25 protein-coding genes are annotated in these 24,201 nt (G+C 43.2%); 18 read left to right on the forward strand and 7 right to left on the reverse strand.

The window, feature by feature from the left end; translation table 11 throughout:
* The first annotated feature begins 28 nt into the window (after positions 1-28).
* From AC1MCB_RS20160 to AC1MCB_RS20185, 6 genes are all read left to right on the forward strand, one after another.
* Positions 29-421, forward strand: a complete 393-nt coding sequence (locus AC1MCB_RS20160) for a VOC family protein (protein ID WP_479966526.1) — start codon at positions 29-31, stop codon at positions 419-421.
* A gap of 301 nt (positions 422-722) precedes the next feature.
* The gene (locus AC1MCB_RS20165; protein ID WP_479966527.1) at positions 723-1,031 is read left to right on the forward strand and encodes a YdhR family protein; all 309 of its coding nucleotides are present in this window, start codon (positions 723-725) and stop codon (positions 1,029-1,031) included.
* Between the two features lie 155 nt (positions 1,032-1,186).
* Positions 1,187-1,759, forward strand: a complete 573-nt coding sequence (locus AC1MCB_RS20170; protein ID WP_479966528.1) for a dihydrofolate reductase family protein — start codon at positions 1,187-1,189, stop codon at positions 1,757-1,759.
* A gap of 152 nt (positions 1,760-1,911) precedes the next feature.
* Positions 1,912-2,475 (forward strand): DUF4256 domain-containing protein, encoded by a 564-nt coding sequence (locus tag AC1MCB_RS20175; protein ID WP_479966529.1) that lies wholly within the window; start codon positions 1,912-1,914, stop codon positions 2,473-2,475.
* Positions 2,476-2,522: 47 nt separating this feature from the next.
* Positions 2,523-3,788 (forward strand): M20 family metallopeptidase, encoded by a 1,266-nt coding sequence (locus AC1MCB_RS20180; protein WP_479966530.1) that lies wholly within the window; start codon positions 2,523-2,525, stop codon positions 3,786-3,788.
* A gap of 16 nt (positions 3,789-3,804) precedes the next feature.
* Entirely contained in the window at positions 3,805-4,449 is a 645-nt protein-coding gene (locus tag AC1MCB_RS20185; RefSeq protein WP_479966531.1) for a trimeric intracellular cation channel family protein, read from the forward strand.
* 51 nt (positions 4,450-4,500) lie between these two features.
* Here the strand turns inward: AC1MCB_RS20185 and AC1MCB_RS20190 are convergent, their stop codons facing one another.
* Positions 4,501-6,162, reverse strand: coding sequence for an FMN-binding glutamate synthase family protein (locus tag AC1MCB_RS20190; protein WP_479966532.1), 1,662 nt, complete (start codon positions 6,160-6,162; stop codon positions 4,501-4,503).
* 302 nt (positions 6,163-6,464) lie between these two features.
* On the opposite strand from AC1MCB_RS20190, the gene AC1MCB_RS20195 reads away from it, so the two are divergent.
* The 7 genes from AC1MCB_RS20195 (at position 6,465) to AC1MCB_RS20225 (ending at position 12,062) form a co-directional block, all read left to right on the forward strand.
* Positions 6,465-6,992, forward strand: coding sequence for a DUF2975 domain-containing protein (locus AC1MCB_RS20195; RefSeq protein ID WP_479966533.1), 528 nt, complete (start codon positions 6,465-6,467; stop codon positions 6,990-6,992).
* A gap of 2 nt (positions 6,993-6,994) precedes the next feature.
* A complete protein-coding gene (locus tag AC1MCB_RS20200) occupies positions 6,995-7,216 on the forward strand; it encodes a helix-turn-helix domain-containing protein (RefSeq protein ID WP_479966534.1) in 222 nt (73 codons plus the stop codon).
* Positions 7,217-7,220: 4 nt separating this feature from the next.
* On the forward strand, positions 7,221-7,829 hold the full coding sequence (locus AC1MCB_RS20205; protein WP_479966535.1) for a sugar O-acetyltransferase: 609 nt from the start codon (positions 7,221-7,223) through the stop codon (positions 7,827-7,829).
* A 54-nt stretch (positions 7,830-7,883) separates the two neighbouring features.
* Positions 7,884-8,420, forward strand: a complete 537-nt coding sequence (locus tag AC1MCB_RS20210) for a MepB family protein (RefSeq protein WP_479966536.1) — start codon at positions 7,884-7,886, stop codon at positions 8,418-8,420.
* A 240-nt stretch (positions 8,421-8,660) separates the two neighbouring features.
* Entirely contained in the window at positions 8,661-9,524 is an 864-nt protein-coding gene (locus AC1MCB_RS20215; protein ID WP_479966537.1) for a UDP-2,3-diacylglucosamine diphosphatase, read from the forward strand.
* A 99-nt stretch (positions 9,525-9,623) separates the two neighbouring features.
* Entirely contained in the window at positions 9,624-10,709 is a 1,086-nt protein-coding gene (locus tag AC1MCB_RS20220; RefSeq protein WP_479966538.1) for a glycosyltransferase family protein, read from the forward strand.
* A 3-nt stretch (positions 10,710-10,712) separates the two neighbouring features.
* On the forward strand, positions 10,713-12,062 hold the full coding sequence (locus AC1MCB_RS20225) for a GH1 family beta-glucosidase (protein WP_479966539.1): 1,350 nt from the start codon (positions 10,713-10,715) through the stop codon (positions 12,060-12,062).
* A 248-nt stretch (positions 12,063-12,310) separates the two neighbouring features.
* Here the strand turns inward: AC1MCB_RS20225 and AC1MCB_RS20230 are convergent, their stop codons facing one another.
* The 3 genes from AC1MCB_RS20230 to AC1MCB_RS20240 form a co-directional block, all read right to left on the reverse strand.
* Positions 12,311-12,547: a TlpA family protein disulfide reductase gene (locus AC1MCB_RS20230; RefSeq protein WP_479966540.1), complete on the reverse strand. Its 237-nt coding sequence runs from the start codon at positions 12,545-12,547 to the stop codon at positions 12,311-12,313.
* 12 nt (positions 12,548-12,559) lie between these two features.
* On the reverse strand, positions 12,560-12,685 hold the full coding sequence (locus AC1MCB_RS20235) for a hypothetical protein (protein ID WP_479966541.1): 126 nt from the start codon (positions 12,683-12,685) through the stop codon (positions 12,560-12,562).
* Between the two features lie 100 nt (positions 12,686-12,785).
* Positions 12,786-13,595: a sulfite exporter TauE/SafE family protein gene (locus AC1MCB_RS20240; protein WP_479966542.1), complete on the reverse strand. Its 810-nt coding sequence runs from the start codon at positions 13,593-13,595 to the stop codon at positions 12,786-12,788.
* A 461-nt stretch (positions 13,596-14,056) separates the two neighbouring features.
* Here AC1MCB_RS20240 and AC1MCB_RS20245 point away from each other — a divergent pair, with 461 nt between their 5' ends.
* The 3 genes from AC1MCB_RS20245 to AC1MCB_RS20255 all read left to right on the forward strand — a co-directional run bounded on the left by AC1MCB_RS20245 (position 14,057) and on the right by AC1MCB_RS20255 (position 17,904).
* Complete coding sequence (locus AC1MCB_RS20245) at positions 14,057-14,539, forward strand: GyrI-like domain-containing protein (RefSeq protein ID WP_479966543.1); 483 nt, start codon at positions 14,057-14,059, stop codon at positions 14,537-14,539.
* Positions 14,540-14,558: 19 nt separating this feature from the next.
* A complete protein-coding gene (locus AC1MCB_RS20250) occupies positions 14,559-14,942 on the forward strand; it encodes a nuclear transport factor 2 family protein (protein ID WP_479966544.1) in 384 nt (127 codons plus the stop codon).
* 367 nt (positions 14,943-15,309) lie between these two features.
* A complete protein-coding gene (locus tag AC1MCB_RS20255) occupies positions 15,310-17,904 on the forward strand; it encodes a BamA/TamA family outer membrane protein (protein ID WP_479966545.1) in 2,595 nt (864 codons plus the stop codon).
* A 532-nt stretch (positions 17,905-18,436) separates the two neighbouring features.
* Here AC1MCB_RS20255 and AC1MCB_RS20260 read toward each other — a convergent pair.
* Positions 18,437-20,680 (reverse strand): PAS domain-containing protein, encoded by a 2,244-nt coding sequence (locus tag AC1MCB_RS20260; protein ID WP_479966546.1) that lies wholly within the window; start codon positions 20,678-20,680, stop codon positions 18,437-18,439.
* A 325-nt stretch (positions 20,681-21,005) separates the two neighbouring features.
* Between AC1MCB_RS20260 and AC1MCB_RS20265 the strand changes: the two genes are divergently transcribed.
* On the forward strand, positions 21,006-21,743 hold the full coding sequence (locus AC1MCB_RS20265) for an MBL fold metallo-hydrolase (RefSeq protein ID WP_479966547.1): 738 nt from the start codon (positions 21,006-21,008) through the stop codon (positions 21,741-21,743).
* 139 nt (positions 21,744-21,882) lie between these two features.
* On the opposite strand, the gene AC1MCB_RS20270 is transcribed toward AC1MCB_RS20265, so the two are convergent.
* Together AC1MCB_RS20270 and AC1MCB_RS20275 are read right to left on the reverse strand one after the other, a co-directional pair.
* Positions 21,883-22,593 carry a DUF4197 domain-containing protein gene (locus AC1MCB_RS20270; protein WP_479966548.1) on the reverse strand — a complete coding sequence of 237 codons (711 nt, stop codon included), beginning with the start codon at positions 22,591-22,593 and terminating at the stop codon, positions 21,883-21,885.
* Positions 22,594-22,760: 167 nt separating this feature from the next.
* On the reverse strand, positions 22,761-23,450 hold the full coding sequence (locus AC1MCB_RS20275) for a GNAT family N-acetyltransferase (protein ID WP_479966549.1): 690 nt from the start codon (positions 23,448-23,450) through the stop codon (positions 22,761-22,763).
* A 239-nt stretch (positions 23,451-23,689) separates the two neighbouring features.
* Between AC1MCB_RS20275 and AC1MCB_RS20280 the strand changes: the two genes are divergently transcribed.
* Positions 23,690-23,866 carry a hypothetical protein gene (locus AC1MCB_RS20280; protein WP_479966550.1) on the forward strand — a complete coding sequence of 59 codons (177 nt, stop codon included), beginning with the start codon at positions 23,690-23,692 and terminating at the stop codon, positions 23,864-23,866.
* Positions 23,867-24,201: the final 335 nt, after the last annotated feature.

The raw sequence follows: 24,201 nt of genomic DNA on the forward strand, positions 1-24,201 counted from the left end.
CTATTTGAAAACCTTTAATCGAAACCTCATGAACCCAAAAAAGATATGGTCAAATTTAGCAGTAAGCGATTTAGAGCGCACAACTAAATTTTATGCTGAACTGGGATTCAAACCTAACGGTACACATGCCTCGAAAGAGCTCGCAAGTTTTTTTGTTGGTGAAGATGATTTTGTGATCCACTTTTTCTTGAAAGATATCCTCCAGGCTAACATGAAAGTTGAAATAGCAGACTCTCAAAAAGTAACCGAAGTGTTGTTCACTCTTTCTGCCGAGAGCAAAGAGCAGGTGGACAATTGGGCAGTCGAAGTTGAAAGAGCAGGAGGGAGAATTATTTCAAAGCCGGAAGAATTTGGTGAGGGGTATTATGGTTTTCTTTTTGCTGATCCGGATGGTCATAAATTTAATGTTTTTTACATGTAAAGTCTTAGGGATAAGGACAACGATCGGAACAAACACATAATCTCTTTCAAGCACCAGATAGTCGCTTTCGCAAATGTGTTGGTGCCACTCAAATATTGTCTTCACCCGATACGGTATGATTAATACTCTTATTCAAAGGAATGAAAGAAGTAAAACTTAGACTTACGAAACTGGTTTTGAAAATAAAGCATAATTGGTGGGTTTTTAAAAGTCAACAAGTTTCAGTACGAAAGAAGACCTGCGATTTCTGCATTCCTTACACATTGCTTTAGCATCATTATTAACTTAAAATAATAAAATAATGCGAGCACAAGTAATCACTTATCAGTTAAAGGATATTTCTCAATCGGAGTATCTTAAGCGAATGGTAGAACCAGATGCGCCCATTATAGCGGGAGTAAAAGGTCTTATTTCAAAAGTTTGGTTGGCAAACGAAGAGGAAAATACTTTTGGGGGTTTCTATTTATGGGAAGACAAAACAGCAATGGAAGACTTTATGCATTCTGACCTTGTGAAAACAGTTGTTAGCCGACCATTCGTAATAAACGTGTCTTCGGTCGACTTTGAAGTGAATCAAAATGCTTCATTAATTACGAGGGGGATAAACTAGGGCGTAGAGCTCTATAATATTGCCAAAGAACTACCATCAACATCAGTCTGGCAGTAGTGGGACAAACAATGTAAATGTCCTCACATCGCCCAGCCTTAAACTGTTATTGCAAAACGACAACAACAAACCATAGGCAACCATAAAAAACGTACCATATGAGAAAAATAATTTCATTTATGCACATATCGCTTGACGGCTTTGTTGCAGGACCGAACGGAGAGATGGACTGGATTAAAGTTGATGAAGAGATTTTTGATTATGTCGGTAAGCGGATAAGCGAAGGCGACACGGCACTGTATGGACGTGTAACCTATCAGATGATGGAAGATTACTGGCCAACCGCGGGAGACAAGCCTGCAGCATCTCAACACGATATCGAACACTCGAAGTGGTATAAAAAAGTTTACAAAGTTGTTTTATCAAAAACGATGAAAGAGGCGGGTTTGACTAACACAAAAATTATCAGCGATAATCTTTCAACCTGCATAAATGAAATAAAACAGCAGGCAGGTAAGGACATTCTACTTTTTGGCAGTCCGACAGCAACACATTCACTTATTCAACAGAACTTAATTGACGGTTACTGGCTATTTGTTAATCCTGTTATTCTTGGACAAGGTATTCCACTGTTTACAGGCATCAGAGATAAAATAAATCTAAAACTATTAACTACTCATCAGTTTGTTTGTGGAGTAACTGAGCTGAGTTACACCATAGACAGCAAATAACAACGAAAGGCTAACAGAACCAATTCATATACTGCTTTTTTTTCTTGTATTAAATGTTCTTAACTTTTCTAATACCTGCAGTTATTTTAACAGCTAAAAAGCAAAAACTTTAGGTATAAGGGATATTCCGACATTTCGTAATCATTATAACAATGGGAAATAAACAAGTGTTATCACCCGCACACAGCGAAGAATTGCTGGGATTATTAAAAGCCCGTTTTGAAAAGAACATGAGCCGCCATGAAGGTTCGAAATGGGTTAAAGTGCAGGAAAGGCTCGAAGCTGATCCTGGAAAACTCTGGTCCATAAATGAAATGGAAACAAGCGGCGGTGAACCGGACGTTGTTGATTGTGATGAAAATACGGGTGAATACATTTTTTATGATTGCTCAGCAGAAAGTCCCAAAGGCCGAAGAAGTCTGTGTTACGATAATGAAGCCCTGGAGTCAAGGAAAGAATTCAAGCCTGCAAAAAGTGCCCTCGGTATGGCAGCTGAAATAGGTGTCGAGCTTTTGACGGAAGAGCAATACCGCAAACTTCAGGAGCTGGGGGAATTCGATAAAAAAACATCCAGCTGGGTGCAGACTCCTGCAGCCATCAGAAAACTTGGCGGTGCTTTCTTCTGTGACCGCCGTTACAACCATATTTTCCTGTATCATAATGGCGCTGAATCTTACTACGCCGCCAGGGGTTTCCGTGGGCTGTTGAGGGTTTAGTCTTTCAAACGATTCAAAAATTTGTCATAAGAAGCTTAGCTTTATCTATGGAAATTTCGCAAATCAGAAACTTCAATAATAAAATCGACAGCCATATAGATCAGATGCTTCCGGAACTGGAAGAGATCTATAAAGATATCCACCGGAATCCGGAGCTGTCGATGGAGGAATTCCGGACTGCGAAAATTGCTGCGGATTACTTAAGCAAATACGAATTCGAAGTAACAACAGGCATAGGAGTAACCGGTGTGGTGGGTATCATGAAGAATGGAGATGGTCCTGTGGTGATGCTCCGGGCGGACATGGATGCGCTTCCTGTTACCGAGGACACCGGCTTGCCTTATGAAAGCACCAAAAGAGCCCTGGACGAAGAAGGGATCGAGGTAGGGGTATCACACGTTTGCGGACATGACTTGCATGTAACGTGGCTGATGGGTGCTGCCAGGTTGTTTTTGGAACACCGGGATCAATGGAAAGGAACGCTAATGGCCGTCTTTCAGCCTGGTGAAGAAGTCGGACGCGGTGCTCAGGGCATGATCGACGACGGTATGATAAAGCGTTTTCCTAAGCCGGAAATCATTCTTGGGCAGCATGTGATGGTAGGGGAAGCAGGTACCGTAGGGCATCGCAGCGGAACTATTTTATCGGCAGGCAACAGTTTAAAGGTAAAACTTTTTGGTCGCGGGTCACATGGTTCACAGCCGCAAACGTCCGTTGATCCTGTTATAATGGCGGCGGCTACGACGATGCGTTTACAAACTATCGTTTCCCGTGAAATAGCGCCGCTGGACAACGCTGTGCTAACCATCGGTTCACTGCAGGCGGGTACTAAAGAGAATATTATCCCTGATGATGCCACACTAAAATTGAACATCCGAACTTTCAATGATGGCGTAAAGGATCATATACTTTCAGCCGTAAAACGGATCTGCTGTGCCGAATGTGCGGCCTCTGATGCACCGCGTGATTCGGAATTTACAGAGCTGGCGAGCTATCCATTAACTGAGAACGACGCAGCAGCTACCTTGAAAGTAGCGGAAGCCTTTGCTGCGCAGTTCGGGAGTAGATCATATGTAACCCAGCCAGCTTCTGCCAGCGAAGATTTCAGTATTTTTGGACGAAACTGGAAAGTTCCTTACGTTTTTTGGTTTGTAGGAGGAACCGATCCTGTTGTATATATGGAAGCTAAAAAGAATAATAGATTAAACGATATCCCAAGTAACCATTCGCCAAGATTTGCTCCGGTATTAAACCCGACGCTGAAAACCGGTTTACAGACTATGCTGACAGCCGCTGCAGCCTGGTTTAATTAATCGGTGGGGTCTTAAAATGGAAAAATTACACGCCCTTTATTTCTATCTGGACCTTGCCGGTACTTTTGCCTTTGCCATAAGTGGCGCCACAGCAGCAAGGCAACGAAATCTCGACCTGTTCGGGATCTGTGCGATCGCCTTTACAGTTGCCTGCGGGGGCGGTATTATTCGTGATGTGTGTATCGGGGCCATTCCACCAGCGGGCTTAACTAACTGGCGCTACTTAGTTGTTTCAATTGTGGCTACAGGCTTAACAGTGGGCTTGTTTCCTATAGTGCAACGGCTCAATCGCCCGGTGCTGCTCTTCGATGCCGTTGGTTTGGCATTGTTTGCAGTAACAGGTGCTGAGAAAGCACTGTCTCATGGCCATAATGGTGAGGTGGCTGTGCTTCTGGGAGTTACTACAGCCGTGGGGGGCGGAGTGGTGCGTGATATTTTGCTTAACCGCATTCCTGTCATCCTGGAAAAAGAGATTTACGCATCGGCAGCACTTCTGGGTGCTGTAGTTGTGGTTTTGGGAAACTACCTGAAATGGTTATCAGTTGACTGGGTCGCGATCATTGCCCTGATTTTATGTTTCTCGCTCCGCATATTAGGGCTTCGTTTTCACTGGAACCTGCCTACTCCCGGAAACAATAAAAGTGACCCGGATACGCAGTAGAAAAGCTTGCTTTCATGCTTTGTATTCCAAATTTTAAAAGAGTGCAAATTCCTACTCTTTGCCATTCAGCCCGGGATCAATCACTGCGCTTGCGCTTTGCGGCTGCACCTTAGATACATTCTCGAAGACAGGCAAAAAGGTTGATGAGCTGCTGAGAGCCATATCGAGTTCGTATTTTGATGGATATGGTGTCTGCGTTAAGCTTCCCTCAGGTATTTCCGGGTAGGTTTCAGCGAACGTTTCTATCTTATTCGGACCGACACGACGGTATACATAGGTACGCTGTATATCTGCGGGGTGGCAAATGCCCGAAGCGCCCATTAATTGAATGGCACTGAAGACCGATGACCTATGATAGTTAAATACCCGCAGTTTCTTGTCGGAAACGACGAGGCCTTTAGAGAGCGCCGGATCCTGGGTAGCCACTCCTGTGGGACATGTATTGGCGTTACATTCCAGGGCCTGGATACAACCAAGGGCGAACATCATCCCTCTGGCTGAGTTACACATATCGGCACCCATCGCGAAGTTCTTCACTAAATCAAATCCTGTTGCAACCTTGCCTGAAGAGATGATCCGGATGTGTTTCTTAAGTCCAAAGCCGTTTAAAGCATCATACACAAAGGCCAGACCTTCCCGCAGAGGCATGCCTACAGAGTTAGAAAACTCGAGTGGCGCAGCTCCGGTACCACCCTCTGCCCCATCTACGGTGATAAAGTCGGCATAAATTCCGGTTTCATGCATGGCTTTGCATATGGCCAGGAATTCGCTTTTATTTCCGACGCATAGCTTGAATCCGATTGGCTTTCCCCCTGACAAGTCACGCAGCCTTTTAATAAAAGCAACCATTTCGAGGGGCGTGGAGAATTCGGTATGGGAGGGCGGCGATATCACATCTTTACCGGGCTCCACTAACCGAATAAGCGCTATTTCGGATGTTACCTTTCTGGCTGGTAATATGCCGCCATGGCCGGGTTTGGCTCCCTGCGAAATTTTAATCTCGATCATTTTGACTTGTGGAAAATGGGCCCGCTCGCGAAAAGCGTCGTCATTAAATGATCCATCGGTATGCCGGCAGCCGAAATAACCCGTGCCGATCTGCCAGATGATATCTCCTCCGGGCTCAAGGTGGTAATGACTTAAGCCTCCTTCGCCGGTGTTGTGTGCAAAGTTACCCATTTTAGCTCCCCCGTTTAATGCCAGGATTGCATTTTGGCTGAGCGAGCCAAAACTCATTGCCGATATGTTAAAGATGCTTGCCGAGTAAGGCTGCTTGCAATCTGGTCCACCTACCAGTACGCGCGGATCCTGGTTGAGATGCTCCGGGTGGATAGCTGCAATACTGTGATTGAGCCATGAATACCCGCTTTCGTAGACATTAAGCTGTGTTCCAAAGGGCACGGTATCGTCAACGGACTTGGCCCGCTGGTAGATCAGTGAACGATTTATGCGGTTGAAGGGCCTACCCTCCGTATTGGCTTCTATGAAGTATTGATATATCCCGGGACGGAGTGTTTCCATAAGAAACCTTACCCTGCCAACAACCGGGAAGTTTCGTGAAATACTATGCTTCTTCTGAAAGATATCGTAAACGCCGAGTAGCACAAACGGGGCAACAATTATTAGTGCCCATAGAATTGGCGGCCAAAATAGGCTGACCGAAAATATAATAGTGAGGGCAAGGGCTGACAGGATTATAAATAGTTTTCTCATGGTTATTTGAGACAGGGTTTATGCCGCGAACAATTAAAGGTAGACATTATTCCGTATGGGAAAAACAACCTTCAGGACAGTTGAGAAGTGAGATTTTGGTATTTCATTTAAACACGGAAACGGCACATAAGGTGATGCATTGTTCCCTGAAAGCAAGTGCAGATTCTGATATGAAATAACATCAATTGAATTAATGAATTGCGAATAAATTCAATAATCAGTAAGACTGATAAGTTGAATAAGAATAAATATTTATTGTTTATCAATGATTATTTATTACTTTAGTATCAAATCTTAGTCGTATGTCAACAAAAAACACTTTTATCCTGAACGCCATGAATGTGGTGTTCTGGATCATATTTATAGGCCTTTGCATTAAAACCGGATCTATCCTTTACTCCTATATTGTCAGTATCACTATAAATCCTTTCGCTTCGCAAAATTTGAATATGGGATTGAACCTCGGGGCGCTTTACCGCTACGGCATTGCACAGTACCACATCGTTGTCTGGATGCTGACCCTACTGACAGGTATGAAAGCATACATAGGGTACTGGGTGGTCAAACTCTTTCTGGAAATGAAGATAGAAAACCCGTTCAGTGAAGGTGTCCGAAAGATCATTAGCATGATTAGCCGGTTGGCATTGTGGGCCGGGTTGCTGTCGGTTATTGCCCAGGCATATTGCAATTGGCTGAATCAAAAGGACATTACGATTCCAATAGATTGGGCCTCAGGAGAGATTCTGTTCTTTGCCGGGGTGATTTATATCATTGCACTAATATTCAATAAAGGGATTGAATTACAATCAGAGAACGATTTAACCGTTTAATTATGCCGATCATAGTAAATTTAGATGTGATGATGGCAAAACGAAAGATGTCATTGAATGAACTTTCAGAGAAAGTAGATCTGACTTTATCTAATCTTTCAATTTTGAAGACCGGCAAAGCAAAGGCAATCCGTTTCAGCACTCTGGAATCAATTTGCAATGCCCTGGATTGTCAGCCAGGTGATCTTCTGGAATATGTAAATGAAAATAAGAATCACAAGTGAGACTATGAACCAAAAAGAAAGAATGCTTGCCGGCTTACCGTATAAAGCCTCCATGGATGGTTTACCGAAAGAGCAGATGGAAACGAAGATGAAGATCTACGAATATAATTTATGTCCGCCTGATCAGCCTGGGAAGATAGAAGGCCTGATAAGGGGGATTTTAGGAAAGGCCGGGGCAAATGTCAATATTCTAGCACCCTTTCATTGCGATTATGGGAAGCATATTGAAGTGGGAGACAACTTCATGGCAAACTATAACTGTGTCATCCTAGACGTGGCTAAAGTTACGATAGGTGACGATGTGATGTTTGGACCTAATGTTTCGCTTCTTACAGCAGGTCACCCGGTTTATGCGTCGTCGAGAAATTCTGGTTATGAATATGGTATCGAGATTGCCATTGGGAACAGCGTCTGGATTGGAGGAAATACCGTTGTGAATCCAGGCGTTACGATCGGGGATAATACCGTTATAGGCTCAGGTAGTGTGGTTACAAAGGATATACCCGCCAACGTGATTGCAGTTGGCAATCCCTGCCGGGTTTTACGAGCAATATCAGAAGAAGATAAGCACTACTTCCATAAAAACAAGCGATTCGACGTTGATGATTATTAAGTTAAGCCTGGAAGTAATGTCAGGAGGTCGACACACAAACGAGATCTTTTGAGAATGGCATCAGAAACCACCATTAACGAAATAAATTCATTTCATCCCGATCTGAAAATTGTGAAAGACCTCGTTTATGATCCCGCTGGTATTTCTTTGTCAAACTTAAAAATCGGTAAGGAAGGTGTTGAATACGGAGCTTGTTCATTTGAACTCAACAGCAGGTTAATCCAGCACCGCGTTTCTAAAATTACACCCACAAAAGCTGGGCAGTTTGTGACTATTTGGAAAAGAAGCGAAGATGGAGTGACGGAACCTTTTGATGATGCCGACGATATAGATTTCATCATTATTACCGTAAGAATGGGCGAAAATATCGGCCAGTTTATTCTTCCCAAATTGCTATTAATTGAAAATGGGATTATTAGCTGTAATGGTAAAAATGGAAAGCGCGGAATCAGGGTATATCCGTCATGGGACACCGTGACCAATAAGCAGGCAGCGAAGACAAAAAGCTGGCAAACGGAATACTTTCTGGAAGTTAAGAATAACGGCGCAACTGACCTTGACTGGGCTAAATCACTTTTATGTCAATATTAAAATTTTAGGATTGAAAACCGCGAAGGTCAGCCCAAATGATTCTGACTGTTAATTAATATTCTGGTAACAATTACTTCTTTTTGTACCCCTTACTTTACATAGCTGACTAAGAAAGATTTACATCATTAAATCATGACCTATGAAAAGTCTAAAATTCTTCCTGCTTCAAATTAGCATTCGCGTATTTCTTTACAAAATTTCGTCGTTCTGCTCGCCCTTTAAATTTCTAAAGGCCAGTTAATGAAGGAAGTGAAACGCAGAAAAATGGATATACTGGTATTGTCGGATATCCACCTGGGCACTTATGGCTGCCATGCTAAGGAATTGCTGCATTACCTGAAAAGCGTGAAGCCAAGGGTGGTGATCTTGAATGGCGATATTATTGATGTCTGGCAGTTTAGCAAAAGTTACTGGCCCCAAAGTCATATGAAGATTGTAAAGCATTTGATGGGCTGGATGAGCAAGGGCGTTAAGATCTATTACATTACCGGTAACCACGATGAGATGCTTCGGAAGTTTGTCGGTTTCAAAATGGGTTCGTTTACTATCCTTAACAAAGTGGTCCTTGATCTTGAGGATGGTAAGAAAGCCTGGTTTTTTCATGGCGATGTGTTTGATGTCACCATGCAGCACAGTAAATGGCTGGCTAAGCTTGGTGCCGCCGGTTACGATGGCCTGATCCTCATCAATCGTCTCACTAATTTTATTCTCGAAAAGGTATTCAGGAAGGGAAAGCTATCTTTTTCGAAAAGAATAAAGAACAGCGTGAAAGGGGCCATTAGTTTCATCAATAATTTCGAACAGACAGCTGCAGATATTGGCATAAGTAATCAATACGACTACGTGGTGTGTGGCCATATCCATCATCCTGAAATGAGAGAAGTTTCCAATGAACGTGGAAAGATTATTTACTTAAATAGCGGCGACTGGATTGAAAATCTAACGGCGCTGGAATATGTAAACAACGAATGGGTAATTTACAAGTTTGACGAAAGGGAGATGGCGGAGGCTAGGTACAAGCACACGATTGATGAGGAGTTAACTAATAATCAATTGTTCGATAATATGCTGGCAGAATTCAACCTGATGCGATTGAATGTCTGACATTCCCGGAGCAAATTGAAATAATAAAAATTCGCAATTTGCATCTAATCTGGAAAAAGCTGGCTCTCAGTGATTATCATCTGTTTTACAACAAATCAAATGAAGATATTATACGCAATTCAGGGAACAGGCAATGGACATTTAAGCAGGGCTCGCGATATCATCCCGCTTCTTCAACAAAAAGGTGAACTGGATATATTAGTGAGCGGTATACAGGCTGATGTAGAGCTCCCGTATCCCATCAAATATAAGTTTAATGGTCTGAGTTTTATTTTCGGTAAAAAAGGTGGAGTTGATCTGCTGGCTACTTACCGAAAGAGTAATATCAGAAAGCTGTTTAAGGAAATTAAGAGTTTGCCGATTGAACAGTATGACCTGGTTATTAATGATTTTGAGCCGGTTAGTGCCTGGGCTTGTAAGATCATTGGCAAACCGTGTATCGGCTTAAGTCACCAGGCGGCGGTAATAAATCCTAAAAGTCCTAAGCCGCTGGAAAAAGATCGTATTGGAAAATCAATCCTGGAGAATTACGCCCCGGTTTCAAAAGCCTATGGATTTCATTTTGAGGCATATGACGTAAATATTGCTACTCCTGTAATTCGCAGCCAGGTGCGGGACGTGTTTCCGGGAGATAAAGGCCATTACACCGTTTACCTGCCTGCCTATAATGATGAGCGCATCATAAAGGTACTGACTGAAATACCTGGGATCAACTGGCAGGTATTCAGTAAACATAGTGACAAGGAGTATGTTAAAGATAATGTCCACATCCGTCGGGTTAATAACGATTTATTTATCGACAGCATGATCAACTGCACCGGAATTCTTTGCGGGGCGGGTTTTGAAACACCTGCCGAAGCGTTATTTTTAAAAAAGAAACTAATGGTAATTCCGATGAAAGGGCAATACGAACAACAATGCAATGCTGCGGCGCTGCAAGCCATGGGAGTAGAGGTGCTGAAAAGTTTGAAGAAGAAGCATATTGACAGAATAAAGCTCTGGACCGAATCAAATAACCTGATCGAGGTGAGTTATCCTGATCTTACCGCAAGCATAGTGGATGACATTTTTCGGGAGCACAGGAATGATGCAACCTTTTTGGATCCTGCAACCGTTGAAACGGCTCTCACAGTAAAAAAATTAAAGGAAGCGGTATTGGACAATTTCGACCAAACCGGGCGCTGATCTATGCAATTCACAAAAGAGGATTTTGGTCAGGATTTTAAATGGGGAGTATCCACGGCAGCCTATCAGATAGAAGGCGGTCATGATGCAGATGGTAAGGGCCTATCGATCTGGGATACTTTTTCTAAAAAGCGCAAAAAGATTGCGGGTAATCACAATGGCAATATCGCCTGCGATTTCTACAATCGTTATTCGGATGATATCACCTTACTTTATAAATTACACATTACCAATTACCGGTTCTCCATATCCTGGAGCCGCATTCTTCCACAGGGCGTCGGCGCTATTAATCATCACGGAATCGACTTTTATAACCGGATCATCGACTTTTGTCTCGAGCTGGGAATAGAGCCCTGGATCACATTATATCACTGGGATCTGCCCGAAGCACTGCAGCAAAAAGGAGGGTGGACGAACAGGGAAGTAATCGATTGGTTTAGTTATTTTACCGAGGTCTGCGTAAAGCAGTTCGGCGACAGGGTAAAAAACTGGATCATTCTGAATGAACCTATGGTCTTCACCGGTGCAGGGTATTTTCTGGGAGTGCATGCTCCGGGAAAGAAAGGATTAGGAAATTTTCTGGCCGCATCCCATCATGCAGCGATGTGCCAGGCGGAGGGCGGAAGGATCGTAAAAGCTCTGATTAGTGACAGCAATGTAGGCACAACCTTCTCTTACTCGCATATCGAACCATTCAGCCAGAGGGATCGTGATGTAAACGCTTCAGTAAAAGTAGATGCCCTGTTGAACCGGATGTTCCTGGAGCCTTTACTTGGTTTGGGATACCCAACGAAGGAATTAAAGATATTGAATCGTATAGAGCGTTATATGAGCGCAGGTGATGAAGACAAACTGACATTCAATATGGATTTCATTGGTTTGCAGAACTACACCCGCGAGGTGGTTAAGCATGCTCCCTTCATGCCTTTTGTAAAGGCAAAAATAATTAAGGCTGATAAACGAGTGGTAGAACATACCCTAATGAACTGGGAGGTTTATCCCCCTTCAATTTATCATGCTCTGAAAAAATTTAGTGAGTATTCTGGCATTAATGAAATTGTCGTAACTGAAAATGGCGCTGCTTTTACAGATGAGGTGGTCGGGGGGCAGGTGCACGATACAAGACGGGTCAATTTCCTGAAAGATCACATAAGGCAGGTGCTGCGGGCAAAGAACGAGGGAGTGAATGTGAAGGGTTACTTCGTCTGGACTTTAACTGATAATTTCGAGTGGGCAGAGGGTTTCCATCCACGCTTCGGATTAGTACATGTAGACTTCCAAACCCAAAAAAGAATTATCAAGGCCTCCGGACTCTGGTACCGCGATTTTATTAAGAGGGAAGACAATTCATAATTCTCAATTCCTAATTACCCTATCGGGCCAGGTCACTGAGAAATTTTCCATATCAGGTGTATCATAATTAGCCATCCCTTCATAAGCGAATACAATTTATCCCCGTTTGTTGATGATTATGGTGGTGGGCAGGCTCCTTCTGCATAGTGCTCAGGTATTGAACCGGCAGGGGAATAAAATAGGCAGGTCAAATTTCTTTCTTTTCATAAGAGCAGTTGCCTTTTCAAAATTGTCATCTGCATCCGCCATCATAAAACGATGTTTTTGTTGTCTTTTAACTTGCTGTATAATCTGTTCACTGGGGGCAACTCGGCAATGCAGGGAGGGCACCAGGTAGTCCAGAAGTTAAGGAAGATCGCTTTACCCTTCAGGTTTGTCAGGTTTGTTGTTATTCGTTCAGAGGAGGTAAATAAGACCGAAGAAACAATTGGCAGGGCAGGCGCGGCTCCATTATTTCCTGCTTGCCCGCGTTTAAGGTTGCTCACATCCGGATTAAATTAGCCGGTGCTCACCAGCCCTGTCATAACCAGGCCTTTTACCTTAGGACTAAACGTGATAATTGCCAGGAGAATAAGCCTGATAATGAAACCTATGTTTGATCTGACTATTTTTACAATGTTCATGATGAATAGGAATTTGAGCCTGCAACCTTTCACTACTTGCCCGAAAGACATTGGTGAAAGGTCTTTCCCATTCTTTTTTGCCAAGGTGAAATATTCGGGTTTAATGTTCTCCCGGGAAAAATATTTCTTTAATAATAATGTAGATCCCCATGACCAGTACAAACCAGCCAAATGCTGTTTTCAGTTTTTCACCAGGGATCTTTTTTGATAGCATAATACCAGCGAATACGCCGGCAATCGCAAAGGCGGTAAAGCTGCCCAATAACTTCCAGTCTATAACCTGTTCTCCCTGTACATCGCCTACAAAGCCGATCAGCGATTTTACTGCAATAATGAAGAGTGAAGTGCCCACAGCCATTTTCATAGGCATCTTCGCCAATAAAACAAGTGCTGGAATGATGAGGAATCCGCCGCCGGCACCGACCAATCCTGTTAGGAGCCCGACAATCAGGCCCTCAACTAAAATCAGCGGGTAGTTATAGTGAAGTTGAGTCGTTTCTTCCCGGTCACACACTCTTGCCGGCCTGATCATGCTCCACGAAGCAAAGATCATCACTGCCGCAAACAACAACATCAGTGCTATAGATTTAGTTACTACCACCGAACCTATTGAAAATATCTCCTGCGGGATCATTGGCACCAGCCACATGCGGGTTATGTAAACCGCTGCAACCGAGGGAATGCCAAAGATGAACACTGTTTTAAAATCAACATGCTTGTGCCGCGAACTTTGGACTCCGCCTATCAGTGAGGTTGACCCCACTATGAACAAAGAATAAGCCGTTGCCAGCACGGGGTTTATCCCTAACACGTATACCAGTATAGGTACCGTTAGAATAGACCCGCCACTACCAATCAACCCTAATGATAAACCAACAATTACAGCTAAAACGTAGCCCAGTATTTCCATTAATTTAATTTAGAGAATACAAAGGTGTCAAAGGTAATCTATACACGTGACCAAAGTTACAAAGGCGATCTCCTGGCCGCTCGCGAATCTTAGCTATAAAGTTTTAACCAGCAGTCTTTTAACATTACTCTTTTTATCCTACAACTATTTCTCTATAACCAGCACTTTCTTCAGCTCTAAATAGTTCTGCTTCCACTTCCGGATTGCAGGAGTCCTGTTTTCTTAATGTGAAGCTGAAGCACCGGGTGAGGAAGAACTGATCAGCAGCGGCACAAAGTCATTTAGCTAGTGCTCATCTTTGATTATAGCTACCTGGGACCACATTTCCAAAGTATTTTAAATCCGGCATTTCGAGGATATTTCCTATATTAATAGATTATATTAGTGCAGTATTAATAAAAAAACTGCCGCCTATTACAAGCCATCAATAAGGATCATATTTTGTTATATAACTGGTTTTAATGTCTTGGAAAATAACCGATATGGAAAAAACAACGAAGGGGGAGTTTCAGCTGATCGGGCTCAGGCTGGGTAAAAAGACCTGTAATGAAGCGGGGCAGTCAGGTATTGATTGCGGAAGTTTATGGCAAAAGTTTGAAACCGGTGGTTTTGCGCACCGTATCCCAGACCTGTTGAGCGACGCGATCTATGCAGTGTACTTCGATTATGAAGGAGATTACAACAAGCCTTTTCGTTATTTTATTGGCTGTAAAGTGAATCCGGGCACGAAGGTTCCAGCGGGGATGGACCGTTTAATTATCCCATCACAAAATTACTCGCGGGTTATTGCAAGAGGGGAAATGCCCCATTGTTTATCCGAATGCTGGTCGAAGATCTGGCAGTCTGCAATAGACAGAGCCTATAAATTTGATTTCGAGGTTTATGACGACCGAAGCGAGGATTGGGATGATGCTGAAGTTGAGATATTTATTTCATCAAACTAGTTTAAGACTTCTTAAGATCATGAATAGTAATCGTTGTAAGGAAATCATTGAAAACTACGTTGCCGCCTACAATAATTTTGATTCAGATGGAATGTTGCGGGATCTCGATGATGATATCCTTTTTGAGAACATTTATCATGGTCAGGTTAATTTGAAGATCAGGGGGATATCTGACTTTAAGACTCAGGCTGAAACAGCAAAAAAGCTATTCAAACAACGCCAACAGAAGATCATTGATATCAAATTCGAGGACAACACTGCAGAAGTACGAATTGATTTCACGGGGATTCTCAGTGATGATCCTGCAAATGGAGGCCAGGGTGGCACTGCTATCAGTATGACTGGTAATTCAGAATTTGTTTTCGAAGAAGGAAAGGTGACCGGGATCACGGATAGAAGTTAATATATAAAAGCTTTTGACCACTCCGGGACTCTTTAGATAAGCCCGGGGCAACAAAAAGTTTCACCAGTGAGGTCGGCAACTTAACAAATTTGCCTATTGATGCTTCCCTGGATTAACATTAGTCGAAAATTTCTTTCACAGGCAGTACTTTGGCTAAGCTACGAGCTTTTAAATCAATGTAATTGCCTCCCGGTAAAACCGGATGCAATTGAGTTTAAACTGATCAACGATCAATAACAGCCTTATTTTACTACAAAAAAATCACCTAAATCACTTTGTTTAGAAGCCCATATTATGCCTCTTTTAAAAATTTGCTTATTTTAACATTAAGTTCCGGAATAGTATATGTCTTTAATGATCAACGTAAATGTTATCGCTCATCAACGTTATCCGCCAGGTCTGTTTTTGTTCAATCCTTTTCATTTCTATTTTATTATCCTTTGCGAGCTTCGCTCAGAATAAGGTGGCCGACAGCATTACGGTTCGGATTGCGCCGCAATATGATAAGGTGAGTAATCTGCATCGCTTCCTGTTTGGCGAAAGTCACCGAAAACTATGGGCTGCTCCGGTTAAGTTGAGAGTACTTAGCTTGAATACTGAGAGGGGAGGATTAAAGATCCTGCAGAAGGGAGGTGGATTGCAGACAAGGTCTTTAAGGCTTCAGGACTCTAACGGTAGAGAATGGGTGTTAAGGACTATTCAAAAGTACCCCGAACGGGGTCTGCCCGAGAATCTGCGGGCTACGGTTGCCAGGGATATCTTACAGGACCAGGTATCTTCCGGCCATCCCTATGCCTCGTTAACCGTGCCTTCATTTGCTAAAGCCCTTGGGATTCCTCACTCTAATCCTGAAATAATTTATCTAGCAGACGATCCCGGCCTAGGCGAATGGCGGAGTGAGTTCGCTAATTCTGTCTACTTGTTGGAGGAACGCGAACCGCTTGATATAAACGACACCGATAATACAGCAAAAGTTCAGAAGGAGCTTATGGACGACAATGATCATACTACCGATCAGAAGATTGTTCTCCGGGCCCGTCTACTGGATATGTTGCTCGGCGACTGGGACCGTCATGAAGATCAGTGGAGATGGCAGCAAGTTAATGAAAATGGGAAAACGGTTTATACTCCCGTGCCGCGCGACCGTGATCAGGTTTATTATAAAACTTCCGGCTTGTTTCCATGGATAGTTTCTCATCAATGGCTTAAATCTAAGTTCCAGCCTTACGAGGGGGAGATCAGGGATATTAAAGGCTGGAATTTCAACGCGCGTTATTTTGACCGATACTTTTTAAATGCATTAAATGAAAAGGACTGGAAGGAAGAGATCGACTATGTCCAAAAAACAATTACCGATGAACTGATCACCCGGTCGCTTCGCCTGATGCCGGATACGATCTATGCGATTTCAGGTGAGGAAATTGCCTTGAACATGAGAAGCAGAAGGGGGAATCTTGGGCGTCAGGCTCTTGAGTATTATGAATTTCTAAGTAAAACGGTAGATATCCCCGCATCGAATAAACCGGAATATTTTGAAATTATAAATAAGGATGATGGGGAGATTGAAATTGAAGTCAGCAACATAAAAAAAGATGGAAGCAAAGGGCGTAAGGTGTACGATCGCACATTTCATCCCGGGATCACCCAAGAGGTCAGAATGTACGGATTTGGTTCCCAAAACGTTTTCGCTGTGAGAGGCGATAAGCCATCACCGATCAGGGTTCGGCTGATAGGCGGTCCTGAGGCAGATAGCTTCTATGTCGATAAGGATCTTCAGAATAAAAGTAAGATTTACATATACGATCAACCGGCTGCCAGGAATATTCTTCCTCCTAAAAGCCAGGCCCGTATACGGCTTTCTGCTGATAGTGCGGTTCACGATTATAACAGGCTGGCATTTAAATATAATCGAAAGGGGCCGATGGTTCTGGCGAATTTCAGCGCCGATCTTGGACTGCTGCTGAGTCTGGGAATTATCTCTGAGAAACAAGGATTCAGGCGAGCTCCCTATGCCATCAAACATGAGCTTTGGGGCAACTATTCAACCGGCCGAAACTCCTTTTTATTTAACTATTCGGGGGAATTTAAAAGAGCTGTAGGCCGCCACGATTTGTCCATTGATCTGATTTCAAGAGGGCCGGGATATGTCAGCAATTTTTTCGGCGTTGGGAATGAAACAGAATTCCGGGATGAGGGCGACCGGAGAATAGACTACTACCGCAATCGATTTGAATATATTACCGGGGATGTAAGGTTGCATAACAATTGGTTGAATGGCATAAAAGTAAGTGCCGGACTTGGAGCTGAATATTATACCAGTTCATCAGCAAATAACCTGACCCGTTTTTTTAATGAATACGATGCAGTTCATCCAGAAGAGGATGTCTTTGGCGAGCGAATTTTCTCTGGTATAGTGGCGGGAGCAAATCACGATACCCGCATGGGGACTGTGCTGCCTTGGGGAGGGATGTACTGGAATACCCAGGTCCGGCTGATGAAACAGTGGAATGGGAATACGGATACTTATGGAAAGGTCGCATATGACCTGAATCTTTATGTCGCCCTGCTCCGGGATACCAGTTTCGTCATGACCAATCGTATAGGCGGCGGAATTACGGTGGGCGATCCTGCGTTCTTTCAACAGATGCAATTGGGTGGAGTGCAAAACCTTCGGGGATTTCGTACCAACCGGTTTACCGGGAAATCAATGATCTACCATAACCTGGAACTTCGAACCAAGCTTTTCGATTTTACTTCCTACATCACCCCCGGATCTGTGGGGATTATTGGTTTTAATGATATAGGGCGTGTATGGGCCCCTGGTGAGAGCTCAGAGAGATGGCATCACGGATATGGAGGAGGAGTCTATATTGTGCCTGCAGAATTAATCCTCCTTCAGGGTTTGGTGGCGTTTTCAAAAGAGGGAACGCAGCCTTATATATCCTTTGGGCTTAAATTTTAAAACTGATCACTACGCTAAGCCGGATATCATCCGGAAATATTTAAGGACACGAGAGTGGCTTTTGTCTGAATACTTCTCTTGCTCAATGCCTGATGGACCTGTCATTCTGAATGGGGTCGAAGAACGACCGGCGGGAACATTATGTTCTTATGGTGAAGGATGTAGATCAAGCGGAGTGAAAGAAATTTTGGGCGTTAGCTTTATTGTTGACGGAACCTGTAATTCTGAGCGGAGCCGAAGAACGACCGCTGGGAACATTATGATTCTATATTTGGAGCATAAAAATCAGGCCTGATGGAAGAGGTTTTGGACGTTATCGCTGTAGTCGTTGGAACCTATCATTCTGAGCGGAGTCGAAGAACGACTCTCAACGAACAGAACCCAAATTCCACGGAGTTTTTGATAGAGAATCTTACCCGGAGCTGTTCCCTTCGACTCCGCTACCAATGACAATATTGAGTGTCATCTCATTTCTTTGCGTTTTAAAATGCCGGGCACTGAGGATGACAGAATTAAAGGATACTTTGTTTTCTTATTCCACACGTGGAATGGAGAACCAGAAGGTGCTTCCTTTCCCCAGTTCGCTTTCAACCCATATTTTCCCCTGATGTCGTCCGATGATCTCGCTGGATATATAAAGACCGATTCCCAATCCTGATATGGTAGAATTTCTGTCTTCAACGCGGTAGAATCTTGAAAAAACATGAGGAAGCTTGTCGGTTGCTATTCCAAAACCCGAATCGGTGACACTAATAGTTACCTCCTGGTCGGTTGCACTAAGTGACAAGTTGATCTTTGCAGGGCTTGATGAATATTTGATTGCATTTGTGAGGAGATTGATCACAACCTGCTCCAGCCGCTGTTCATCACCGTATACATATAAACTCTGGTCCGTAGTTCGCAAAACGATGTCGTGATCGGCATGGGTATGTTCAATAAGCTCCAGCACACTATCTAACATTGCCCTGATATCAAAGTTCTCTTTGGAATAATGAAGTTTACCAGCCTCGATTTTCGAAACGTCGAGCATATCAGATACCAGGCCAGTCAATTTATTCACCTGGTGAATGGTCTTTTCTAAAAACTTTTTGCTGTTGCCATCTCTTTCTAACCTTTCAAGTATTTGAAGATACCCGCTAATACTGGTTAGCGGTGTTTTAAGTTCATGACTGGCAATGCCGATAAACTCGTCCTTCTTCTCATTTAACTCTTTAATTTCTTTGAAAAGCCGTTCGTTAGTTGCCTGGTTTTTTCTTTGTTCACTTATGTCACGGGCAATTTTGGAGGCGCCAATCACTTTTCCCCTAAGATCGGTCACGGGTGAAACCGTTAGGGAGATTGGTATTTCAGTGCCATCTTTAGTCAGTCGAATGGTTTCAAAATGATCTACCTTCTTGCCTTTAGCAATATTACCAATAATCAAGTCTTCTTCCTGGCGCCGGTCCGTCGGTATCAAGAGCGAAATATGTTTGCCGATCATTTCAGCGCGAGTGTAGCCAAACATCCTTTCAGCAGCAAGATTCCAGCTGGTAACTATTCCCTTCAACGTTTTACTGATAATGGCATCATCGGAAGTTTCGACAATGGCTGCGAGAGCCGCTTGGTTTTCCTCCACAATTTTAATTTGGGTGATGTCGCGGGCGATTTTGGATGCACCAATTATTTGGCCCTTTTTATCCATAATCGGTGAAACAGATAGAGAGATCTGGATCTCCCGTCCGCCTTTTGTTAATCGGGTAGTTTCAAATTGCTCGACTTTATTTCCACCGGTAATCTTATCCGCGATCACATTTTCTTCGGCCAGTCGGTCAGGTGGTATCAAAAGTGAAATATGCTTCCCTAAAACTTCATCAGAAGTATAGCCAAACATTTTCTCTGCAGCCAGGTTCCAGCTTCCGATTATGCCGTCAAGGGATTTACTGATAACGGCATTGTCAGAGCCTTCAATAATAGCAGCGAGTAAAGCCTGCATTTCGTCAGCAATATTCCTTTCGCTGATATCGCGGGCAATTTTTGAGGCTCCAATTACTTTCCCGGTGCTATCAATCAACGGGGAGACTGTAAGGGAAATTGGAACTTCACGGCCACCCTTTGCCAGCCGGATCGTTTCAAAGTGGTCTACTTTGACGCCGTTTGCAATGTTACTGATGATAGTGGTTTCTTCCTGTATTCGTGAAGCTGGAATCAGAATAGAGATATGTTTACCAAGAACTTCATTCGTTGTATAGCCGAAAATTCTTTCTGCCCCCTTGTTCCAGCTGGTAATAACTCCGCCCAGGGTTTTACTAATAATGGCATCGTCTGATGAGTTGACTATCGATGCCAGCAACGCCTGGTTCTCTTCGGCTTTTATGATCTCGTCGTGGTTGACTAACGTGTTAATTGCTCCGTTTACCAGTCCCGCAGAATCAAAGGTGGGAACAGGGTATGGTCTTACATTAATCTTCGTCCCATCAGGGCGTTCGATAATAATGATTTCACCCTCAATGGCAATACCTTCCTTTATTGTCCTTGACATTGGACATTGGTCCGGGGCCAGGGGCTGTCCGAGGGAATTATATAATTTCCAGGCACCGCACCATAATTCGCGGCCCAGTTCAGGTTCCCGGCCCCACAGTAAGGCAGCAGCCCGGTTATAGGAAGTAATATGCCCAAACTTGTCACAAGTATAGACTGCTACCGGCAAATGATTAAATAAAGTATGTGCTTGTATGTTGAGTGCCGGATCTGTTGTATCTTCTAATTTCTTGTGTTTTCCTATACGATCAGTATCCATTATTAAAGTTAAATTGAGCGTCGGGCGGTTAGAGGTTTACTCAAAATTGATACAAGGTCCGTATCTGATTCGAGTTTCCTGCTAAAGAAAGGTAAAAAAAAAGATTAATGGGTCTTTTTATATTATGATTGATCGGTTTCATCATGTAGCGGGGCTTTCTGATCTTAAATCTAAAGGTTCGCAGGGGAATAAAAAAGAACCGGGCTTCTTGAAAAAACATCATTCAAAACCATTTGTTATTGATTACACCTTTACTTGCTTGTGACCCGGGGGTAGCACAAACCTGTTGAAATTTATCAGACATCATCATGTTTCCGTTTAGCCTATGAGCGTTTCATTACAGATTATTGGATGCGGCGATGCTTTTGGAAGCGGAGGGCAAATAAATACCTGTTTTCATATGCGGGGTTCGTCAGTAGATATTCTGATTGATTGTGGATCTACCTCATTGCCCGCCCTCAAAAGGTATGGCACAGACCTGAAGCAAATAGATCAGGTTATCTTATCACACTTTCATGGCGACCATTTTGGTGGTGTTCCTTTTTTACTTCTTGAGCTGGCAACATTTGGTCAGACTAAACCACTTATCATCTTCGGGCCGCTTGGCTGTCAGGATAGAGTAACCAATCTTACGGACCGGCTATATCCCGGCTCAGGATTGGTAGATAAAGTGGAGGTTGAATTTATAGAGTATCAGCCCTACGAATCTGTTACCAGGCAGCAGGTAACAATACAGGCTTTCCCGGTTATTCATACCGAACAGGCTTCTCCGCATGGGGTTCGTATAATTATTGACGAGAAGATCATTAGCTATTCCGGGGATACAGAGTGGACAGATTCATTGATTGCCCTTTCGCAGGATAGCGATCTGTTCATTTGCGAGTGTGATTTTTACCGTCGCAAGGTAAAGGGACATCTCAATTACACCCAGCTTGAAGAGAACTTGCCGCGGCTCAAACACAAAAAGATTCTGCTTACGCATTTTGATACTGAAATGCTGGACAATCTGCAGCATATTAAGTTGGATTATGCGACTGAAGGCAGGGTCATTGATATTCACTGAACAAATCTAAATTCTGACAGAGGAACTGGAATTTAGTTGGATTTTAATATGTTAATGAGTAGACGTGCTAATGTTTATGAGTAAGTGAGGGATTCGCACTTCTAAGCCGTTAGAGAGGAGGTGAGTATCTTCACAACCCTCATTTCATTGCCCCAAAAACTTTCTGCAGCAGCTCAGTACTTCTTGCCCCAGGATTTTGCCGGATATTCTTCTCCTCCTGTGCTACTACCACAAATAAGCCGTCAATGGCTTTCTGCGTTGCATACTCGTCAAGGGCGGGATTAATTTTCTGTACTAGCGGTATTTTGTTGTAACTATTAATCAGATTTGAGTAGAGCGTGGTCGCATTAGTCTTGTTCAAGGCCTTTTGGATTACAGGCTTAAACTTTTCATTCAGTTGCGTTGAAGTAGTGCGACTGAGAAATTGGGTAGCGGCATCATCCTCCCCCCGAAGAATAGCCCAGGCATCTTGAATAGTCATTTGTTTGATGGCGGAAACAAACACAGGCTTTGCTTCGGTGGCAGCATCTTCTGCCGCCCTGTTCAGGGCGAGTACAAACTTATCTACTTCCGTGCCCATACCTATTCGTCGGAGCGTCGCTTCTGCCTTTTTTGCTTCAGGTGGAAATGGAATGTGGATAGCTGAATTTTTATAAAATCCGTCAACCTGCGACACCAGGTCGGAACCCTTCGAAACTCCCACCGTCAAGGCCTCCTTCAAACCCTGTCCAACTTCATCAGCCGTCAGCTGCTCACCCTTTACCGCTGATTTGATCTTGCTTAGCGATATCTGGGCCGTTGCATTCAGCGCTAAAAACAGAGTAATGGTTATAATTATTATTTTCTTCATATTAGAATGTTAACTGTTTGAACGATGGTTTGCACGATGTATCCTGAATCACGACCTAAACAATACTAATGTTTCCGGATTCAGCAATACATTCTTATGTCAGGGTATTTTTCGTCTTTTTCGAACAGAGGATTACCTATAAAAGTAAATTTAACGATTTGAACGCATCATTCATCAGACCGTTTTCTAATCACATACAAGTTCATTTCCTTCCTGATCGCAAATCCGAGGCGTTCGTATAACTTAATGGCAGTAGCGTTATCCTGTCTGACATGAAGAAAGGGAGTATCGCCCCCGGCAATAATACGATCCGCCTGGTTGTTGATAAGAGCAGTGCCATAGCCATTCCCAAGATGGTCAGGATGCGTACACACCGCACTGATTTCAATATATTTATTAACATGCATCCTCTGTCCGGCCATCGCGATCAGCTGAGAATCTTTAAAGATCCCGCTATAGTTCCCAAATTCAATAGTGCGTTCTAAAAACGGACCCGGATTAGTTAGTTGAGTCAATCCGATCATTTGGGAAATGTGCTTTGCTTCTAGTGGGACAATGTCTTTATCACTCCTCAGTGCAACCTCTGGCCTTTCGCACGTCATCTGGAATAAAACCATTTGGTTAATTAGGTTCCAATAGTCAGGGATGTTTACTTTGCCCGCTGCAACAATAACGACAGTCCTGTTAGGTGATAGGAGGTCAGATAAGGAACTAAATGATGCGGGACTAAAATGTTTTAGACCCGCAAAAGGTGCCACGTCTGCGGGAAACAACTTGACCAGGTCATCACCAATCGCCATATTACTGTTCGACGAGATCAGTGCATTCCAAACCGGGTTATCGAGTATATGGTCCATGGTTGTATGGATCGAGTTGTATGGCTATAAGGCTACGGGATTACAAAGTTAGCAGGTTATAGAATTAGAATTAACAGGTAGCTTATTTTTACGGTTCGTTAATAAACTTCGTAAAACTCTTTTTAAAGTTAACGGTGGGCTAATAGACTGTTAATATGTTGATAAAATGTTCGAATATAAATTTGGGTTCGGGAAACTTAACTATCCATAATTCGTTTAGTTACAATAAATACTCTGCTATGAAAATCTGGAAACTAATAAACAATAAATCTGAATATAGGGACGCCCTCAATAAGGCAATTACTACTATTTCCGCAGACCCAGGTACAGAGGAATTTGAAGAGCGGGAATTCCTGCTTGTTCTTATAAAGGATTACGAAGAAAGGTCTCAGGTCAACGTACCACTATCAAATTAGTAATTTTCCACTTTTTTGCTCAAATTATCGGTAGTATCAGCTTGGCAGTTCCTGTCCGAAAGATATCTCAAATGTAGCTGCGACTAAAAGTTTAGATAATAAGTTGACCGCGACGCGAGGTATAACAAAAAGAAATATCCGATAAGTGTGGAACCCTAACTGTTAAATATTCTACTGACGCCCTCTCCAGTCACCTCTCACCCGTCCGATTTATCGGGGCTTTGCGGTCAGTAAAGAAAAATTCTCCTTAATAATAGCTTAGCAAGTAACGCAGCTGCGGGCGTTTGATTAAGATTGTCTATTGTTTTACGCAGGAATGGTCTCCCCCGGGTCGG

The sequence above is a fragment of the Daejeonella sp. AP26 genome (genome assembly GCF_056680515.1).

What these genes read in the sequence shown, in the direction of transcription:
- AC1MCB_RS20160 (WP_479966526.1), top strand. Translation starts at nt 29, where the DNA reads ATGAACCCAAAAAAGATATGGTCAAATTTAGCAGTAAGCGATTTAGAG.
- AC1MCB_RS20250 (WP_479966544.1), top strand. Translation starts at nt 14,559, where the DNA reads ATGAATAGTAATCGTTGTAAGGAAATCATTGAAAACTACGTTGCCGCC.
- AC1MCB_RS20185 (WP_479966531.1), top strand. Translation starts at nt 3,805, where the DNA reads ATGGAAAAATTACACGCCCTTTATTTCTATCTGGACCTTGCCGGTACT.
- AC1MCB_RS20270 (WP_479966548.1), bottom strand. Translation starts at nt 22,593, where the DNA reads ATGAAGAAAATAATAATTATAACCATTACTCTGTTTTTAGCGCTGAAT.
- AC1MCB_RS20180 (WP_479966530.1), top strand. Translation starts at nt 2,523, where the DNA reads ATGGAAATTTCGCAAATCAGAAACTTCAATAATAAAATCGACAGCCAT.
- AC1MCB_RS20200 (WP_479966534.1), top strand. Translation starts at nt 6,995, where the DNA reads ATGCCGATCATAGTAAATTTAGATGTGATGATGGCAAAACGAAAGATG.
- AC1MCB_RS20275 (WP_479966549.1), bottom strand. Translation starts at nt 23,450, where the DNA reads ATGGACCATATACTCGATAACCCGGTTTGGAATGCACTGATCTCGTCG.
- AC1MCB_RS20170 (WP_479966528.1), top strand. Translation starts at nt 1,187, where the DNA reads ATGAGAAAAATAATTTCATTTATGCACATATCGCTTGACGGCTTTGTT.
- AC1MCB_RS20215 (WP_479966537.1), top strand. Translation starts at nt 8,661, where the DNA reads ATGAAGGAAGTGAAACGCAGAAAAATGGATATACTGGTATTGTCGGAT.
- AC1MCB_RS20235 (WP_479966541.1), bottom strand. Translation starts at nt 12,685, where the DNA reads ATGAACATTGTAAAAATAGTCAGATCAAACATAGGTTTCATTATCAGG.
- AC1MCB_RS20195 (WP_479966533.1), top strand. Translation starts at nt 6,465, where the DNA reads ATGTCAACAAAAAACACTTTTATCCTGAACGCCATGAATGTGGTGTTC.
- AC1MCB_RS20280 (WP_479966550.1), top strand. Translation starts at nt 23,690, where the DNA reads ATGAAAATCTGGAAACTAATAAACAATAAATCTGAATATAGGGACGCC.
- AC1MCB_RS20240 (WP_479966542.1), bottom strand. Translation starts at nt 13,595, where the DNA reads ATGGAAATACTGGGCTACGTTTTAGCTGTAATTGTTGGTTTATCATTA.
- AC1MCB_RS20175 (WP_479966529.1), top strand. Translation starts at nt 1,912, where the DNA reads ATGGGAAATAAACAAGTGTTATCACCCGCACACAGCGAAGAATTGCTG.
- AC1MCB_RS20225 (WP_479966539.1), top strand. Translation starts at nt 10,713, where the DNA reads ATGCAATTCACAAAAGAGGATTTTGGTCAGGATTTTAAATGGGGAGTA.
- AC1MCB_RS20205 (WP_479966535.1), top strand. Translation starts at nt 7,221, where the DNA reads ATGAACCAAAAAGAAAGAATGCTTGCCGGCTTACCGTATAAAGCCTCC.
- AC1MCB_RS20260 (WP_479966546.1), bottom strand. Translation starts at nt 20,680, where the DNA reads ATGGATACTGATCGTATAGGAAAACACAAGAAATTAGAAGATACAACA.
- AC1MCB_RS20210 (WP_479966536.1), top strand. Translation starts at nt 7,884, where the DNA reads ATGGCATCAGAAACCACCATTAACGAAATAAATTCATTTCATCCCGAT.
- AC1MCB_RS20265 (WP_479966547.1), top strand. Translation starts at nt 21,006, where the DNA reads ATGAGCGTTTCATTACAGATTATTGGATGCGGCGATGCTTTTGGAAGC.
- AC1MCB_RS20255 (WP_479966545.1), top strand. Translation starts at nt 15,310, where the DNA reads ATGTTATCGCTCATCAACGTTATCCGCCAGGTCTGTTTTTGTTCAATC.
- AC1MCB_RS20190 (WP_479966532.1), bottom strand. Translation starts at nt 6,162, where the DNA reads ATGAGAAAACTATTTATAATCCTGTCAGCCCTTGCCCTCACTATTATA.
- AC1MCB_RS20220 (WP_479966538.1), top strand. Translation starts at nt 9,624, where the DNA reads ATGAAGATATTATACGCAATTCAGGGAACAGGCAATGGACATTTAAGC.
- AC1MCB_RS20245 (WP_479966543.1), top strand. Translation starts at nt 14,057, where the DNA reads ATGTCTTGGAAAATAACCGATATGGAAAAAACAACGAAGGGGGAGTTT.
- AC1MCB_RS20165 (WP_479966527.1), top strand. Translation starts at nt 723, where the DNA reads ATGCGAGCACAAGTAATCACTTATCAGTTAAAGGATATTTCTCAATCG.